9 protein-coding genes are annotated in these 17,033 nt (G+C 58.4%); 3 read left to right on the top strand and 6 right to left on the bottom strand.

Annotated elements, in window-relative coordinates; translation table 11 throughout:
* Window positions 1–38: 38 nt before the first annotated feature.
* Window positions 39–4,139, top strand: a complete 4,101-nt coding sequence (locus ACA070_RS24045; RefSeq protein WP_497448603.1) for a Tc toxin subunit A-related protein — start codon at window positions 39–41, stop codon at window positions 4,137–4,139.
* On the top strand, window positions 4,132–8,436 hold the full coding sequence (locus ACA070_RS24040) for an Ig-like domain-containing protein (RefSeq protein WP_497448602.1): 4,305 nt from the start codon (window positions 4,132–4,134) through the stop codon (window positions 8,434–8,436). Before ACA070_RS24045 ends, ACA070_RS24040 begins: the two co-directional genes overlap by 8 nt.
* A gap of 46 nt (window positions 8,437–8,482) precedes the next feature.
* Here ACA070_RS24040 and ACA070_RS24035 read toward each other — a convergent pair whose 3' ends face one another.
* From ACA070_RS24035 to ACA070_RS24010, 6 genes are all read right to left on the bottom strand, one after another.
* The gene (locus tag ACA070_RS24035; protein WP_497448601.1) at window positions 8,483–9,814 is read right to left on the bottom strand and encodes a DUF58 domain-containing protein; all 1,332 of its coding nucleotides are present in this window, start codon (window positions 9,812–9,814) and stop codon (window positions 8,483–8,485) included.
* 172 nt (window positions 9,815–9,986) lie between these two features.
* Window positions 9,987–10,988, bottom strand: coding sequence for an AAA family ATPase (locus ACA070_RS24030; protein WP_497448600.1), 1,002 nt, complete (start codon window positions 10,986–10,988; stop codon window positions 9,987–9,989).
* The gene (locus ACA070_RS24025) at window positions 10,985–12,148 is read right to left on the bottom strand and encodes a DUF4350 domain-containing protein (RefSeq protein ID WP_497448599.1); all 1,164 of its coding nucleotides are present in this window, start codon (window positions 12,146–12,148) and stop codon (window positions 10,985–10,987) included. Before ACA070_RS24025 ends, ACA070_RS24030 begins: the two co-directional genes overlap by 4 nt.
* On the bottom strand, window positions 12,145–13,689 hold the full coding sequence (locus tag ACA070_RS24020) for a DUF4129 domain-containing protein (protein ID WP_497448598.1): 1,545 nt from the start codon (window positions 13,687–13,689) through the stop codon (window positions 12,145–12,147). Before ACA070_RS24020 ends, ACA070_RS24025 begins: the two co-directional genes overlap by 4 nt.
* Window positions 13,676–14,653, bottom strand: a complete 978-nt coding sequence (locus tag ACA070_RS24015; protein ID WP_497448597.1) for a stage II sporulation protein M — start codon at window positions 14,651–14,653, stop codon at window positions 13,676–13,678. The genes ACA070_RS24020 and ACA070_RS24015 overlap by 14 nt, the downstream gene beginning before the upstream one ends.
* Window positions 14,650–15,375, bottom strand: coding sequence for an RDD family protein (locus ACA070_RS24010; RefSeq protein ID WP_497448596.1), 726 nt, complete (start codon window positions 15,373–15,375; stop codon window positions 14,650–14,652). The genes ACA070_RS24015 and ACA070_RS24010 overlap by 4 nt, the downstream gene beginning before the upstream one ends.
* A gap of 182 nt (window positions 15,376–15,557) precedes the next feature.
* Between ACA070_RS24010 and sbcB the strand changes: the two genes are divergently transcribed.
* A complete protein-coding gene (sbcB, locus tag ACA070_RS24005) occupies window positions 15,558–16,988 on the top strand; it encodes an exodeoxyribonuclease I (RefSeq protein WP_497448595.1) in 1,431 nt (476 codons plus the stop codon).
* Window positions 16,989–17,033: the final 45 nt, after the last annotated feature.

The following is a 17,033-nucleotide window of genomic DNA, read 5'->3' as shown; positions in this document are numbered from 1 at the left end:
ACGTGCGTCCCCCGGTTAAAGGCTAAGGAGAAAGGATCATGGCATCGAATATCATGGGTTTGCTGTCGGAAAAACGTCGCTCCGCGTTGATGGAATACTGCATCGGTAATGTCAAAAAAGAAGGAGAGAAGTCTTACTTCTTTATGAGAACAGCGGAAGACCTGTTCGAACTGCTGCGCATGGATCCGCTGGACAGCTACCCGGTGCAGAGTTCCTGGGTTGCTGAAGCAATCAGTTGTGCTCAGCAGTACATTCATGCGGTGTACCGCAAGCTGGAGCCCGGCTACACAAAGCACTCGTTCGGCAAACACGACCTGGACACCTGGGAACTCTACAACAATTATCCGACCTGGGCGGCGCTGCAACTGATCTTGTGCTACCCGGAAAACTTCATGAGCGCTTTTGTTCGCCAGCGCAAGACCAGCCTGTTCAAAGCCCTCGAAAACAACTTGAACCAGAGCAGTTTGACCACCGACTCCGTCCAGGCGGCATTGCAGGACTATCTGCACACCTTCGAGAAGACCTGCGATCTGGACGTGTGCAGCTGCTACATGGGCGGCTTCAAAGGGGATACCTCACGCCCGCCAACGCCCGCTCGAGCGGATTACTTCTTTGTTGGCCGCACGCGGACCGAGCCGCCCCAATACTTCTGGCGCAAGGCTGAAGTTGAACTCGGCACTCAACAAACTGCCATCAATCCGGCGGCGTGGCGTGAATGGCAACCCGTGAATATTCCCTCGGGTGCGACGGTGCTGGACATTCGGCTGGTGTTCTGGAATGGGCGGTTGTGTGTGGTGTGGGCCGATTGGCGCGACAAGTCCGTCGATCAACCGGAGGGTTCGGATTTTCCCTACCGACTCGATATCCACCTGGCTTTCATGACGCAAAACGGTCAGTGGTCGGCACCGCTGAGTCTGCATGCTTCTGCGCATAAGGAAGACCTTTCCGCAGACGTTCGGCTGATTGCGACTGTGTTGGTCAGTGAGCAGCATCCCAAGGGCACGCTGGAAGTGATGTTGACTAATGGCAAGACTGGCACGGGCTCCCTCAAGGTCGCGGTTGTAAGGGATGTGCTGATGCGCCGCGTGGAAGAGGGTGACGGCTACTGGCTCGAACATGCGGCGCAACGATTTGCTACCCCCTTGACGGTGCAGCATACGTTGATCAGTCGACTGCCAGTCGTTGTAACTTACGATCCCAATGTGAACGAGTTAATAGAATTTCTGGATTTGCGCGTCGTTGTGGTACCTGTTGATGGCTACGATGTGCTGCTTGTCCAAGGTTTTTGCCGACCAACGACTTGGCCCGGAACGGACATTGAATTTGAGTTGAAGTTAAAAAATTCGGCCGACGGCGACCCGGCACCGATAAAGAAAATCTTTCCGAGCGCCGGGGGCTGGAGTACCGAATGGCTGGTCTTTAAACGGGTGAAGGGTGGATGGTCGAGTGCGGCTGAATTTTCCTTTGGTGAAACCACCCGTAAATTCAAACACTTCGCAATAACGATCTCCAACGTTGTGCACTTCCCCCCTCCGGCCCTGCTTAAAAACACTGTTGATGCAGCGCAGTTTCTGAAGCTCAATCAGGCGGAACTGGCGCTGCAATACACTCGCCTGAACTCGCTGTTCGGTCCCGACATCGTCCAGCTTTCCAACATTTCCATCGATGCCGTACTGAATTGGGGCACACAGTTCCTGAAGGAACCGGGCCCGACCGGGGTAGTGTTCAACGAGCCGAACGGTGCATTCGACGGCGCCAACGGGTTGTTTTACTGGGAGCTGTTTTTTCACCTGGCGCACCTGGTGGCCACACGCTTGCGTGAGGAAGGCAGGTTTAATGAAGCGCAGAACTGGTTGCGCTCTGTGTTTGATCCACAAGCTACTGCAGATGAATCTTCCGAGCCGGATGCAAAGCCGCGGTACTGGCGCTGCCGGCCATTGACGAACCCCGGTAATCCCGGCTCTGAAACCCAGGACCCGACCGACCCGGATGCCATCGGCTATTCAGCCCCCCGGCACTTTCAGATTCTGATGTTTACCGAGTACGTCAATAATCTGATGGCATGGGGCGACTGGTATTACCGTCAACTGACCCGTGACAGCCTGGTGGCGGCCAAGTTGTGCTACGTCCAGGCCAAGTTCCTGATGGGCAAGGCGCCGTTGGTGCGCACGGTGAACAGTTGGAAAACGGCGACCGTTGATTCTCTTTTAGGAAACAGTGGTTCGCGGTCGGCGCTGGAGGGCTTTGAACTAAACCTCGATTACGGACTGGAGGATTTCCCTGCTGCCTGCGAAAACCCGCCACTGATGGGGCTATTAGCGGTCGGCCCTTTTAAAATTCCGATCAACCAGATATTGCTGGATCTGTTTGCACGACCCGACCATCGCCTGCACAACTTGCGCAATAATCTCACTATCGACGGCGCGTCGTCGAACATCCTGTTGTTCGAACCGCCAGCAGACCCTGATCAATTGCTGCGCGATCTCGCGGCGGGTGGCGTTGCAGGGCCGAGACCGATGGGGGGCCGGCTGGTGGTGGGTGCCTTTCGTTGGCGCGTTCTATTCGAGGCGGCGTTACGTGCCGTGCAGAGCTTGCAGGATAACGGCGCTCAGGTACTGAACCTGCTTGATCGACGGGACCGGGCGGCGCAGGAGGAATTGCAGCAAAAGCATTTGGTGGAACTGGGTACCTATGCCGAGACCCTGCAACGGCAGAACATCGACCAAATGGAAGCGAGTGTGTCTGCGCTGTCGAATAGCCGAGCGGTGGCGCAAGAGCGGGCCGAGGCGTATGCGCAACTCGCTAAGGACAACATATCGGATGTTGAATACTCAGTCATGGACAGTCTGCTTCAGTCAAAAGTACTGGCGCTCACCTCTTCAGCGATTAAGCCCTTTGGTGCACTTCTTGCCACTATACCCAACATTTTTGGCTTGGCGGCCGGTGGCCATCGTCCCGATAAAGCGGTCGATGCTGTTTGTTACGGCTTGGACATCGCCGCCGCGGCGCTGCAAATTGATGCGGACCGACAAGCCACCACCGAAGCCTACCGCCGCCGCCGCGCCGATTGGGAATTGCAAAGCAAGCAGGCACTGGCGGAGGTTCGGGCGATCGACGCTCAGATCGTCGCGCAACAACATGCCGTACGGGCGGCCCGGACCAGCCTGGATCAGACCCTGCAAGCCAACAGTCAGGCATTGACGGTTTTCAACTTTCTGAAAAAACGTGCGACCAACGCCGAACTGTACGGCTGGATGTTGGGCCAGCTCAAGGCGTTGCATTATCAGGCTTACGATGCGGTGGTCAGCCTGTGCCTCAGCGCCCAGGCTTCGCTCAGTGCCGAAACCGGCGATTACGACTCGCAGATTCCCCTGCCTCAAGTGTGGGTGGACTTGCGTCACGGCCTGACAGCAGCCGAGCACCTGCATGGGTATCTGCTGCGTATCGAGCGCGAATACCTGCAACGCCATGAGCGGCGTCTGGAACTGATTAAAACCATCTCTTTGCGGCAGTTGTTTGAAGACACGGTCGATCCGCAGACCGGAATAGCGGACTGGAAAACTGCATTGGAGCAGTTGCTCAGCAGCGGATCGCTTGAATTCAAGCTCACCCAGCTGCTCTTCGATCGCGATCATCCGGGGCACTACTGCCGGCAGATCAGTTCGGTGGAAGTCGATCTGCCGATGCTGCTCGGGCCTTACGAAAATGTGATCGCCACGTTGCTTCAGATCAGCAGCATGGTCGCGACCCAGGCAACCGCCCAATCAGTGAAATACCTGCACAAACCTGAAGGCGCTGTGGCCCCGGCCGATGTGCAAATCAACCTGCGCAGCGGTCAGCGAATAGCCCTGTCGACGGGCCGCGACGACAGCGGCATGGTCGCGACGAAACCCGATGAAGGTTTGCTCAACCCTTTCGAAAACACCGGGGTGGTCTCGCGCTGGGTGTTGAATTTTCCCTGGCCAGGCAAAGAGCCGCAGCGGTCGATGCTGGCTTCTCTAACCGACATCATCGTGCGTATTCGTTACACGGCCAAAGTCGGCGTGCCGACCTTCACGCGCAAAGTGGAAGACATGGTGACCCAGGCCACCACTACAGGGCGAAACAAAAAGGACGAAGGAGCAGGCAGCCATGCGTGAACCCATCATTCAGGCTGATGAGAATCTGGTTCTCAACGGGGATTTCACCGAGGCGCTCAGCCATTGGACAAAAGGCCCGGACAATCAGGATTGGCTAGGTATACAGAAAGAGTTCTATCAGGGCGACTTCATTCCTTTTCTGGCTGCCGGTAATGAGTCTTCGGTCAGTCAGGAGATAAAACTCCCCATGGATGCTGGCCCTGATGCAGGGTATGTCCTGAGCTTTCTGTGCGAGACACGACATACCCAAGCGGGTTTGATGCGGATCAACATCAATGGCTCGGAGGAAAAACAGGAGATCAGCCTTGAACCGGGCGGGCAACGTAATCAGGAGGAGGATCAACTGCGTCGGGCCAGCGGGCAGCCGTTGGAACTCTTCCCTATCCAGTACGACGTCCCATTGGAGCTGGACCTTAAAAGTCAGGACGTAATCACCATAAGCATATTCAGCCCCAAGAATGAACCTTCGGACTATTTATCGAAGATCTGCATCACTGGAATCAAGCTCGCCTTGCACCTGGGGCCGGTAGAGGTGCAAACACTGTTGCTCGACGGCAACCCCGTCCAGACGGGACGGCCTTTGTACCTGTGCGTGGACGCCGCCCACACGTTGAAGTTCGAGCTTGCGGACGACAACGTGTGGCTGGGTACCCGCGCTGCGCTGATCAGCGAAAACAACCCGGACGACGCGATTCTCGCGACGCCGGACTGGGGCGTCAATCAGCGGGTTGAGGATGGATGGGAGATCAGTTGCCCGTTTATGGACGTTGACGACCCTGTCCTCCTTTTGCTGTCTCTGCTTAACCAGTACACCGCCGAACCTTACCGGATGAATGTGTCGCTCGGGCACCATCGATTGGCGTTCCGTGAATGGCTTGAGCCGGCTTATTATCCGGTGCTGGAACTCGACCAGAGTGTACGGTTGGGGGTCAAGGTGATTTCGCATTACACCTCGCTGGCTGTCAGCGGGAGGCCGGTGACGTGGACACTTTCCGAACAGGTAATAGGTGTAACCGATACCAATGACGAAGGCTGGGCGTATTTTGAATTTCGGCCGACGCAAGCGGGTGACGTCGACATCCAAGCATCGGTCGAGAGTTTGTACTTCGCCACGGGCGTCCTCACTCACACGTTTGTAGTCCGGGTATTGGCTACGGATCCGTGGAAGGATGTCTCAGCGGTCGTCGAGGGCGTTGCGACGCCTTGGGAAGAAAAAACCGGCTACCCCAATCGGGGTTCTGTTTATGCCGTGAACGTAAAACTGCCTGCCACGTTATCGGATGCAGATTTTGCGCTGCATTGGAGCGGTGTCTCCCATGGGCAACTGGGTGTTGCCATCAGTCCTGATCTTGAGGTTCCAGTGCCGGGCACGGACGGCGAGCTTACCTGGTTGCTGACGAGCGAAGACAACCTGGATGGCCAGTTCTGGCTGTCGCTGGTCTGCTCGAAATTGCTCCTGCCTTCGCCGAAAAAAACCATGTCGCTGGCGCGCAACCTGGTCAAGGTCGGTGATGTGCGTGAGGCGAACAAGTTTCCGGTGGTGGATGAAGAGGACAGTGTCTTTTTGCGCGTTCAGGTGGTTCACGAGGTGAACGGCGGGACCGGCGATCCGGTCATCGGCGCACTGGTTGACTGGAAGACGTTCGATGAAACGATCTCGACCCGCACGGGTTCCGGCGGCTGGGCCAGTGTGCAATGGATGCCAAGAAGCGCCAGGGAACATGTCGTCACTGCCAGCGTCCGCGCCCATGCGGAAGCCGTTGCAGTTGACCATCCGTTCACTGTGAAGGCGATCGCGACCAGTCCCTGGAAGAGTGAGGTCAAGATCCTGCTTGATGGGGTGGAAGTCGATCGGGTTGAGCTGGGTGTGCTCTGTCGACGTGGACAAACCCATACCCTTAAAGTCCAGCCTCTACCTAATAGCCCATGGACCGGTAAAAACATCAGTTTGCAATGGCGAAATGAGGATCCGCGTATCGGACTGTTTCCCGCTGATCTGGATATGCGCAAACCTCTAGTGGCATCAGGCGTGGAGTGGAGGCTCGATTCAGACGCGAATGAGAGCACCAGCAGCCTGTTTGATCTGGAGCTGCAGCTTGAGGAGGAGCCGACTGTTCGAGCGCTTTTTGGGCGATTGGTGTCGGTGGATCTGAAAGAAGAAATGAGTCTGATGCTCGATCAGATAAAGGCAACACTCGATGGCCAGACGTTCTATCCCTGCCTGGGTGCACTTCACCATTTTAACGTAATGCCCCATGCGCTGAGCTCGCTGGTGGGATTGATGGCATCGCTGACATGGTCGGGAACACCCGCCGGTGAACTGGGCGCAACCATCAACCCCGAGTCCGGTGTCTCACAACGCCTCAGTGACGGAGGTGCGGTCTGGGTGCTGGACTTTAAACACAGCCTGGAATCGGGCCAGTTTTTCTTGACGTTGGCACTGCCTCAGCTGCGCTTTGTCGCCACCGCGACCTCGATGTTGCTGGCGCACAACAAAGTCAGGATTGAGGCATCGGACGAATCGGCGGTGGATCCGGTCATTGGGGAAGAGCCTGCCTGGCTGTCGGTCAATGTGGTCTCCCATTTCACCGGGGAGCCGGTGGATCAGGTGCCGGTGAAGTGGATGGCTAACAACTCAACTGTGGTTCCAACCGGTGTCGATGGCTGGTCCATGTTTCCTTTTAAACCGAATGATGCTCAGCAGGTACATCGGGTGGAGGCCGTGGTAGCGAGTCCTTACGACGGTTTTGAAGAGAAACGTGTCATGACGGTCCGTGCGCTGGCAAGCGATCCGTGGGCGGGGCTGACGGTCAGTTTTGATGGCAAGGAACCCCGGTCTTGGGGCCTGAAAACCTACTTCCCGCGCCGCAAGGGTCGACACGTTATGAATTTGGAGGCTTCCGCAAGCAGCGAATTGTTTGGTAAGGCCTTGACGCTGGGAATGACCGGAACCGGACCTGCTGCACTGGGTATCAAATTTTTGTCGGAAGGCCTCGGGGTGCCACGGCGGTTCGAGAGCACGGGTTTGCAATACGAGTTCATTGTGGGTGATTTGATTAACGGCAGATTTGCGTTTTGCCTGTCGTCCGAACGGCTGGCGAGCCTGTCACCGCCTAATGCGATATCCGTGGGGCCGGGGTCGCAGGTGCTGAAAATCAGCGGCAACAGCGCTTTTCAGACACTGGACTGGGGGCAAGCGTTTGTTGGAACGGTCACGGTGGTGTCGGTTATAAGCGGCAGGCCGATGGTGGGTTGGACGGTAACCTGGCGTAGTCCTGATCTTGGGGTTGTGACCTCAGTGACCAATTATTACGGTGTGGCGCAAATTAGTTTTGTTCCAACCACGCCCGGAGCGAACGAGCTGACTGCGACGGTGGGGGATGAGCGCCATTCGGAATCGATAGCCCTGGCCTATACGCTCAATGAGCCGCGGAAAATCATTGAACTCGTTGAAGTAAACGATAGCGAACTGGCGAATGATCGGGCGACGGGAACTCGCGTACGGGCGAAAGTAATTTCCAGCCTTACCGGTTTGCCACTGGAAAATGTGGAAGTCATGTGGGCGAGTGGTAATAAACTTCTGCCTTCTTCGTTCACCAATGTGGACGGATTTGCCTGGCTGAGTTTTATCCCTGTTGCCCAGAATATGGATGTGTTATGGGCGACAGTTAAAGGTGGTGAAGGTGGCTGGGATTCGGTGCCGCTTGTTTATGAACAAGCAGCCGTGATCCAGTCACTCACCTGTGACAGACCCAGTACCTATCCCGGGCATGAAGTAAACGCTTGGGTCACGGTGATTGGCTCTCTCACAGGCCTGCCTTTGAAGGGCATCACGATCAAGTGGAGTTTTGCGGGGGAATCCTTGACTGACTCGGTTTCCGATGATGAGGGTGTTGCCTCGATTACGTTGGAAACACCTGGCGTGGGTGAATATGAATTGATGGCGTCTTTGGATTCAGCTTTGCCAGGTTCGAAGACGCAAGTGATAACGGTCAATCCTTTGGAGCAAGCCGTATTTGATAGTTTCTGGGCCCTACCTGCCATCATCCAGGTAGGCAAGTCTTCGATGATTACGGCGCGGGTCATGAAGTTATTGCCACCTCCGGCTTTATTGGCGGGGCGCAGGGTCGACTGGAACGTTAATGGCCTTCCTTTTGCGTCGCTGTACACTGGCGCCGGGGGCATGGTCAAACTCAATTTCCATGGTATTGAGGTTGGAGATGTAACAATCGAAGCTGTTATAAAAAACCAGAGCACTACTTTTAAACAATCCCTTGTCCTTAAAGTAGTTCGTTAGTGACTGTGGGTACAAAGGTAGAGGGGGCGTCAATCGGTAGATGCCGCTAAATCCCCCCAGCCCTTTTCCAGCTCAAATACCGCGTCACCAACTCGGCCCCCAACTCTGAGGGCCGGGCATCCACCACCGGCACTCCATGAGCACTCAACCGCTCATGGAGCTGCGCCCGGTCATTCAAGTAATCCACCGTCCCGCAATAGACCAGCGCTTCCGGCAAAGTCTGCACCGGTGCGTGTCGCAAATTGTCGAGCAAGTCTTCCCGCAGGCTCGCCACCAACACTCGATGCAGTTTGCTCAGGCGTTTAACGGCGGTGAGCAGTTCTTCATCGTCTTCGTCGCGCAGGTTGGTGACCAGCACCACCAGCGCCCGGCGTTTTTGTCGGGCCAGTAGTTGCGTGGCGGCGGCCTGATAGTCGGCGGGGCGTTGGGTACTGTCGAGGTCGTAGACGGTGTTGAGCAATACATTGAGTTGGCCCGTGCCTTTGACCGGGGCGAGGTAATGCGCTCGGTCACTGGCGAAGGTGCTCAGGCCCACTGCATCGCCTTGGCGCAGAGCGATGTAACTGAGCAACAGGCAGGCATTGAGTGCGTGATCGAAATGGGCCAGTTCGCCGTCCTGGCTGCGCATCCGTCGGCCGCAATCGAGCATGAAGATGATTTGTTGGTCGCGCTCGTCCTGGTACTCGCGGGCGATGGGCGTGCGTTGGCGGGCGGTGGCTTTCCAGTCGATCTGGCGCAGGCTGTCGCCTTCGCGGAATTCGCGCAGTTGATGGAATTCCAGGCCCAGGCCACGCCGTTGGCGCTGGCGCACGCCGAGTTGGCTGAGCCAGTTATCCACCGCCAGCAGTTCACCGCCGTAGAGACGGGCGAAGTCGGGGTAGACGCGGGTGCTGTCGGTCACGTTGATGAGGCGTTTGCCGGACCACAGGCCCATTGGACTGGGCAGGTTGATCTCGCAGTGTTCGAAGGTGAAGTGGCCGCGCTTGAGGGGACGCAGGCGGTAGCCGACAAGGCTCTGTTGACCGGGTTGCAGTTCTGCCAGAAGCGGGAGGTTTTCGAAACTCAGGCCTTCCGGTACATGGTCGAAGATCTGAATGTTCAGGGGTTGAACGAAGTCATGCTCGACCTCCAGTCGCACTTCGCTCCATCGACCAAGCGCGAGGCTGCCGGGCATTTGCCGGTTTACGCGAGGCGAGGGCAGGCGTTTGAGGCGGATGGCATCAAGTGTCGCCAAGGCCAACAGAGCCAGCAGTAATCCCCAGTGGATCGACAGCAGGCGCGACGGTACGTCGAACTCCAATGCCCGCAATGTGCCCAGAACGATGCCGAAGGCCAGCAGGATGGCGAGCCAGATCAGCAACAGGCGCGAGGGTTTCATGGCTGCACGCCTTTTGTGGCGAGGGAGCTTGCTCCCGCTGGGTTGCGCAGCAGCCCCAAAACCATCCGGCGCAGAGTGTCAGATAAAACGTGTACTTCTGATTTGCGACTGCTGCGCAGCCGAGCGGGAGCAAGCTCCCTCGCCACAGGGCTTGTGTTGGACAGGGATCTGTTCACAAACGCGGCGCCGGCACTTGATCGAGCAGCTGCTTGAGCACTTGATCAACGTCCAGCCCTTCGATGTCGAGCTCCGGTGCAATGCGCACGCGATGACGCAGCACCGCCAGCGCGCAGCCTTTGATGTCATCCGGAATCACGAAGTCGCCACCGCGCAGCAGCGCCCGGGCGCGGGCGCAACGTACCAGCGCAATGGAGGCGCGTGGCCCGGCACCGAGGGTCAGGCCCGGCCAGGTGCGGGTGGTGCGGGCCAGGCGCACGGCGTAATCGAGGACCTGATCGTCCAGCGGCAGATCGCTGGCAATGCGCTGCAAGGCCATTACGTCTTTGGCTTGCAATACGGTGCGCAGCGGTTGTACGTCGAGCATGTCGGCGCGGGTCGAACGGCTGACCTGACGAACCATGTCCAGCTCTTGATCGGCGTCGGGGTAATCCATGCGCACCTTGAGCATGAAGCGGTCGAGCTCGGCTTCAGGCAGCGGATACGTGCCTTCCTGTTCAATCGGGTTTTGCGTGGCGAGCACCATGAACGGTTGCACGATGGGCAGGGCGCGGCCTTCGAGGGTGACCTGGCGTTCCTGCATGGCTTCGAGCAGCGCGGCCTGGGTTTTCGCCGGGGCGCGGTTGATCTCGTCGGCCAGCAGCAGATTGGTGAACAGCGGACCTTTGCGCAGTTTGAACTGCTCGGTGTTCAGGTCGTAGACCGCGTGCCCGGTGACGTCGCTGGGCATCAGGTCCGGGGTGAACTGGATGCGTGCGAACTCGCCGCCGAAGCAGCGGGCGAGGGCGCGCACCAGAAGTGTTTTCCCCAAACCCGGTACACCTTCGAGCAGCACGTGGCCGCCGGCGATCAGCGCGGTGAGGACGTCGTCGATCACGCTGTTCTGGCCGATCACGGCTTTCTGCAACTCATTGCGCACGGCCTGGGCCAACTGACTGGCGCGCTGGCGTTGCTGGGCCGCGTGGGTCGCGCTGCCGGGCTCGATCTGTTGACTCATAGCGTGTTCCTCAAGGTTTGCAGGTGCGCGACCTGACGGCTGAAATCAGCGCTGGACAGCCGCTTTTTCGGTCGCGGGCTCATCGCCTGACTGATGGCGCGTGTGGGTTGGCCGGTCAGGCGCGCAAGCACCAGCCATTGCTCGGCAACGCCGAGTTGTTCGAAACCGGGATGACGGTGCCGCACACGCCGCAGAATGTCTTGTTGCAAGGCTTGCAGCAGATGCTGCTGGCCGTTGCGGCGGAGCATGAAATCGGCGCTGGCGCGCAGGTGTTCCTGAAGTTGCCGGCGACCTTTCGCCGCCGGTTCCAGCAGCGGACCCTGGCGCACCGCGACGTGCCAGAGCGCAAGACCGATCAGGGCGATGAGGGCGACCAACGCCTGCGGGAAGTTGCGCAACAACAACGTCAGCAGGCTGTCGTGATCGGTGTTGAACAGCAGGGTCACGCTCGTGTCGGCGGTCAGGTACCAGAGCAGCCAGGCGTTGTCGTATTGGTCGATGTCCGGGGTTTTCCACAGGTCGGCATCGGTGACCACAGTGATCGATCCGAGCCCGTGGTTCAGTTGCATCATGTGGGTGGCCTTGCCGCTGTTGGCCCAGGCTTGCGCGAGGTTTTTCGGGTCTTCGAGATGGAACGCGGTATCGAAGCTGGCGTAGGCTGGCGCGTCCTCATCTTCCAGGTACAGCTTGGTCAGTTTGGGGTAGGGGTCGTCGAGGGGATCCGGCGGCGGGTCCTTGAGGTCTTTGCTTAGCGACTGGTGCAGCTGCACGCGATCGAGCAGCAGATCATTGCTCTGGCCAGCCTTTTCATCCCACAGCGACTGGGCGACAAACAACAGACGCCCGCCGGCCCGGGTCCAGTTCATCACCTGATCAATCTGGCGCGGCGTCATGTTGTAGCGATCACCGAGCAACAACAGGCTGTGTTGATGTGGATCGAGGGTGGGCAGCACGTCGAGGCTGTTGGCATGGCCGACGGTCAGGCCCTGTTTACGCAGGAAATGCTCGGCCGCCAGATAGGGATTGGCCTGGGCTTCGGGTGTGGGGCCGTGATCGATTTCTGCCTGATAGGGCGTGGCCTTCAGGTACAGATAAACACTCAGCGCGCCCACCAGCACGGTGATAAACACACCGACCGAAAGCCACAAACGCCGGCTCAACGGGCGGCTCCCGGGCCGAACAATATTCGCCAGCCGTCACACAGTTCCTGTTGCAAATGCGCGGGTGGCAGGCGATGCCCGTAGGCCATGTTCTGCCAGTGCCCGGTCAGGGTTTTGCTGAAGGCGAGCAAGGCCGGTTGCTGCAGTTGCTCGACGCGTTGCAGCACCTCGCCTTCGGTGTCGGCGGGTTTCAACGCCATGTTGTGGTCGTGCAACAAATGGCTGAGCAGGGCGCGATAAAGCAGCCCGAGAGCCGCGCGCGGATTGGTTTGCCAGAGGCTTTCGGCGCTGGCGGCAATGTCGGCGGGCAGGGTTTCGCGGCTCAGGTCCAGGCCGAACGCTTGCTGCGGCAACGGGCGTGCGGCTTTACGGTTTAACACTGGTCGACGGCTGACGAACGCCAGCAACCAGTCGCGGTAACGCCAGATCAACACGCCGATGCCACCGATTAATGCACTCCACAACAGCACTTCAATCAAGTGGGCGAGAAAGCCGAAACGCTGGCTGTCGAGCAGGCTGGCCAGCGCCTTCAGCCATTCAGGTGTTTTCCCGTCGTCCGGGGTTTTGGTGTCGGGCTGGTCTTCGCCAAACCGATAGCGGGTCACCGTTTCCTTGTTCTTGAATGGCGGCTGATCGAGAAGGGTTTTGATGCTGTCTCTGGAGGCCTGGCTGGTCAGCGGTTGGTCCAGCAGGCGTGGGCTGTCCGGGGTAATGACCGGCTCGGCGGCCCAGACGTTTTGTGCGGCCGGTACCAGCAGAATCGCCGCCAAAAGCAGCGTGACCGCCGTGGTGTTGAGGCGTTGGCGCAATCGGCGGAACACCAGTTCGATGTCCCAGGCTTCGAGCACTGTGCGCCGATTCAGATAAAGGCTGAAGCCGCAGGCCGCGTAGATCGGTTCCCAGACAATCAGCACCAGCACGTAAAAGGTGTTGGTCAGGTGTTCCAGCCATTTCCAGTCCTGTGTGGCGGCGGTGATCAAGGTCTGCCAGCTCCAGTCGAGTTCGACCTGCTGTGGCAGGAACATGTAGAACAACACCATCAAGCCAATCCACAGCGCGCTTTCCAGATGCACGCCGATGATCGTCAGCCACTGCGCGGCACCGGCGTTGCGCTGCAGCAGCACCCGCAAGCGCTGTTGTCGTTCGTCACCCGCCAGGCCTTCGAGTTGCACCACCGGCATCAGAAAACTGCGGCTCAGGCTCAGGCGTCGCCAGGTCAGGCTGGCCAGCAATTGTGGCTTGAGCAGGCGCGGCCATTGGCGCAGCGCCTGTTTCAAGGTAGGCGTTTCACCGAACATGGCTTTGGACAGGATGTACAAAGGCAGCCGCTCGAACGCCGGTTTGAACCACCAGAAGATGAACACGGCGAGGGAGGGTGAATCCCACAGGAAAAAGGTGAGCAGGGCGAAGATCGGCAAGGTGATGATGGCCCAGCTAGTCATCAGCAATCGTCGATGGCGCTGACTCAGCAGCACGCCCAGGTCCATGGCTTCCCAGGAGGTGCGCGGGCGGATCACCACCGTGGCGTCACTCAGGCGCATGGCGGGTTCGTCCGGCAAACAGCAGGTAAGTTGCCACCAATAGCCAAAGCGCCGCGCCGACCAGGTATTTGGTCATGGGCGCCGGCGCGGTCATCGACGACCAGTAGGCTTCGATAAACGCCGCAATCAGCAAAAACAGCATGACACCGCAGATCAGCAACACGCTTTTACGCGCTGCCAGCCGCAACGCTTCGGCACGGGGCAGGCGCCCCGGTGCGATCAACGCCCAGCCCAGTTGCAGGCCGGCGGCCCCGGCCAGGGCAATGGCACTCAGTTCGAACGCGCCGTGACCGATTACGAACGACCAGAAGGTTTGCCCGAAGCCGATGTGCGTCAGGTGCCCGGCCACCGCACCGATCATCAAACCGTTGAAGAGCAGGAAAAACGCGCTGCCCAGACCAAACAGCAAACCGCTGGCGAAGGTCTGAAAGGCGATGCCTATGTTGTGCATGATGTAGTAACCGAACATTACCCAGTCTTCACTGGCGGCGCGTTCCGCCGAGCGGCCCAAATGGCCGGCGACCGGGTCGTACATGCTCTGCATTTCATTGACCTGCTCGGCCGGGATCAAGTTGTAGACCAGGTCCGGGAACAGATACACCAGCAGGGCGAAGCCGATCAGGCTGCCAAAGAACATCAGGCCGGCGGCGAGCACGAAGCGCCATTGTTCGCGCACCAGTCGCGGAAAGCCGGCAAGGATAAAGCTCAATATGTTGGCGCCCAGTCGACTGCGATGCCGATAAAGCTGTTGATGCCCGCGCAGTACTTGTTGCTGCAACGAGTCGATCAGGAAACTGCTGTAGCCGCGTTCCTGCGCCAGTGCCAACTGTTGGCAGAGCCGGCGATAGTCTTTCGGGAAGCTGGCGATCCCGACAGCTTTCTTGCCGCGCTCCAGCTGTTCGAGCATCAGGGAAAACTGCTCCCATTCGGCCTTGTGGCGATTTTCGAAAAGGCTTTGCTTCATGCGGGCCCCAACAAACCACGGGCGATGCCGTTGAGTTCCACCACGGCGTGCGGTGCAGAAACCTGCAACGGTTGAGCAAGGATGTACGCCAGTTCATGGGTTCGCGCCGCGGACAGTTCACCTTGGCGTTCGGCAAACCCGAGGATGGCCCGTTGTTCGGTCAGCGTCAGGGCAAAGGCCGGGCGCCGAGGCGGGACGTCAGGCAGTTGTGGTCGGGTCAACGGTTGTTCACGGTAGATGACCAGCGTGCCGGCGGCCAGGTCACCGAGGCGTTTGAAGGAGGGGTGTTGCAGGCAACTGATGGCGCCGAGGAAGTAGCCGAACGGTAACAGGTCGACGAATCGCAACAGGTTACGCAGTAGTGAAGCAGACCATCCGATCGGCGTGCCGTCGTCGTGCACGACGCGCAAACCCATCCATTGTTTGCCCGGCGAACGACCCTGATTGAGCACCTCGAACAGCACCATGTACCACCAACTGACCCCGAACAACAGAATCGAGCCCAGCCCGGCGCCGAGTTTTCCGAGAAACGCCAGAACGATAAACAGCACGCCGAGAATCAGCCCGCGCAGCCCGAGGTCGATGGAGAAGGCCAGCGCACGAACCATCAACCCGGCCGGGCGCAGTGGCAAGTCGATGCCTTCTGGCGTTTCGACTTGATACCGCGTGTCCAGTGGCGGGGGCAGCGTCGCTTTCCTTGGCAGTGCTGTGGTCTCGAGCATGGGCAACCTTGATGTGGCCTGTTCGGGATTCGATGTCCGTCCGATGCTAGCAGCCTCTCGGGGGAAAACGACATAACTATGTATTGCACGTTACGTAACCAGACCTGATTGAATGACAAGTTACTGGCCGGGGCGGGATGTGAACGCCTAGACTTTGCCGATCTTCAGTTCAGGAACAGCCCGTGACCTCGATCTTCTGGTACGACTATGAAACCACTGGCATCAACCCCCGATGCGACCGCCCGCTGCAGGTGGCGGGGATTCGCACCGACTTCGATCTCAATGAAATAGACGAGCCGGTCAACCTGTTTTGCCAGCCCAGCGACGACATCCTGCCGCATCCGGCCGCTTGCGCAATCACCGGCATTACGCCCGGCCAGCTGGCCGAACACGGTTTGAGCGAAGCCGACTTCATGACGCGGGTGCATGCTCAACTGGCGGCGCCGGGTACGTGCGGGGCGGGTTACAACACCTTGCGTTTCGATGACGAGATGACCCGTTACAGCCTGTACCGAAACTTTTTCGACCCGTATGCGCGCGAATGGCAGGGCGGAAACAGCCGCTGGGACCTGATTGATGTGGTGCGAGCCGCCTACGCCTTGCGTCCCGATGGCCTCGTCTGGCCAACCGATGATGACGGGCGGGTGACGCTCAAGCTCGAACGGCTGACTGCCGCCAATGGCATTGACCACGGCAATGCCCACGAGGCGCTGTCGGACGTTCGCGCCACCATCGCCCTCGCACGTCTTATTCGCGAGAAGCAGCCGAAGTTGTATGACTGGCTGTTTCAGTTGCGCAGCAAACAAAAGGTGATGGATCAGATTCGGCTGTTACAGCCGATGGTGCACATTTCCGGGCGATTCTCGGCGGCTCGCAGTTATGTGGGAGTCGTGCTGCCACTGGCCTGGCATCCGCGCAACAAAAACGCCTTGATTGTCTGTGACCTGCATTTGGATCCCCAGGGTTTACTCGATCTGGATGCAGACACCTTGCGTCAGCGGCTGTATACCCGCCGCGATGACCTGGCCGACGGCGAACTGCCGGTGCCGCTCAAACTCATTCATATCAACAAGTGCCCGGTGGTGGCGCCGTTGTCGGTACTTCGTCCTGACGATCAGCAACGCCTGGGGCTGGACATGGCGCTTTATCAGGATCGCGTACTGCGGCTAAGTGACGCACAACAAGTTTGGCGAGATAAAGTGTTGGCGATTTATGCCAGCGAAGATTTCACCTCGAGCCAAGACCCCGAACAACAGTTATACGATGGTTTTATCGGTGATCGCGATCGTCGACTTTGTGAGCAAGTCAGGGCCGCCGACCCTGCCCAATTATCACAACAGCAATGGCCTTTCGATGACGAACGTTTACCTGAATTATTGTTTCGTTATCGCGCACGCAACTTCCCTGATACGTTGAGTTTCGAGGAGCAAGAGCGCTGGCGAATATTCTGTCAGCAACGTTTGTCGGCACCCGAGTGGGGCGCGCCAAATACGCTTGAAAGTTTTGTAGAAGCCGCGGCCCAATTGAACGTTACTGCTACATCGTTTCAGCGAGAGGTGCTGAATGAATGGCAGAATTATGTCCAGGGATTACGCAAACGTTTGAATCTTTGAAAACGAAAAATGCCCTGGCTTTATACCGGGCATAAAAAAACGCCA

Source organism: Pseudomonas sp. LBUM1678 (genome assembly GCF_059695575.1).
Note: the sequence above shows the minus strand (reverse complement) of the source record. Positions and strands in the feature narration are given on the sequence as shown.

Excerpts from the sequence above, each read along its gene's own strand:
- ACA070_RS24045 (WP_497448603.1), top strand. The coding sequence starts at position 39 with ATGGCATCGAATATCATGGGTTTGCTGTCGGAAAAACGTCGCTCCGCG.
- ACA070_RS24040 (WP_497448602.1), top strand. The coding sequence starts at position 4,132 with ATGCGTGAACCCATCATTCAGGCTGATGAGAATCTGGTTCTCAACGGG.
- ACA070_RS24035 (WP_497448601.1), bottom strand. The coding sequence starts at position 9,814 with ATGAAACCCTCGCGCCTGTTGCTGATCTGGCTCGCCATCCTGCTGGCC.
- ACA070_RS24030 (WP_497448600.1), bottom strand. The coding sequence starts at position 10,988 with ATGAGTCAACAGATCGAGCCCGGCAGCGCGACCCACGCGGCCCAGCAA.
- ACA070_RS24020 (WP_497448598.1), bottom strand. The coding sequence starts at position 13,689 with ATGCGCCTGAGTGACGCCACGGTGGTGATCCGCCCGCGCACCTCCTGG.
- ACA070_RS24015 (WP_497448597.1), bottom strand. The coding sequence starts at position 14,653 with ATGAAGCAAAGCCTTTTCGAAAATCGCCACAAGGCCGAATGGGAGCAG.
- ACA070_RS24010 (WP_497448596.1), bottom strand. The coding sequence starts at position 15,375 with ATGCTCGAGACCACAGCACTGCCAAGGAAAGCGACGCTGCCCCCGCCA.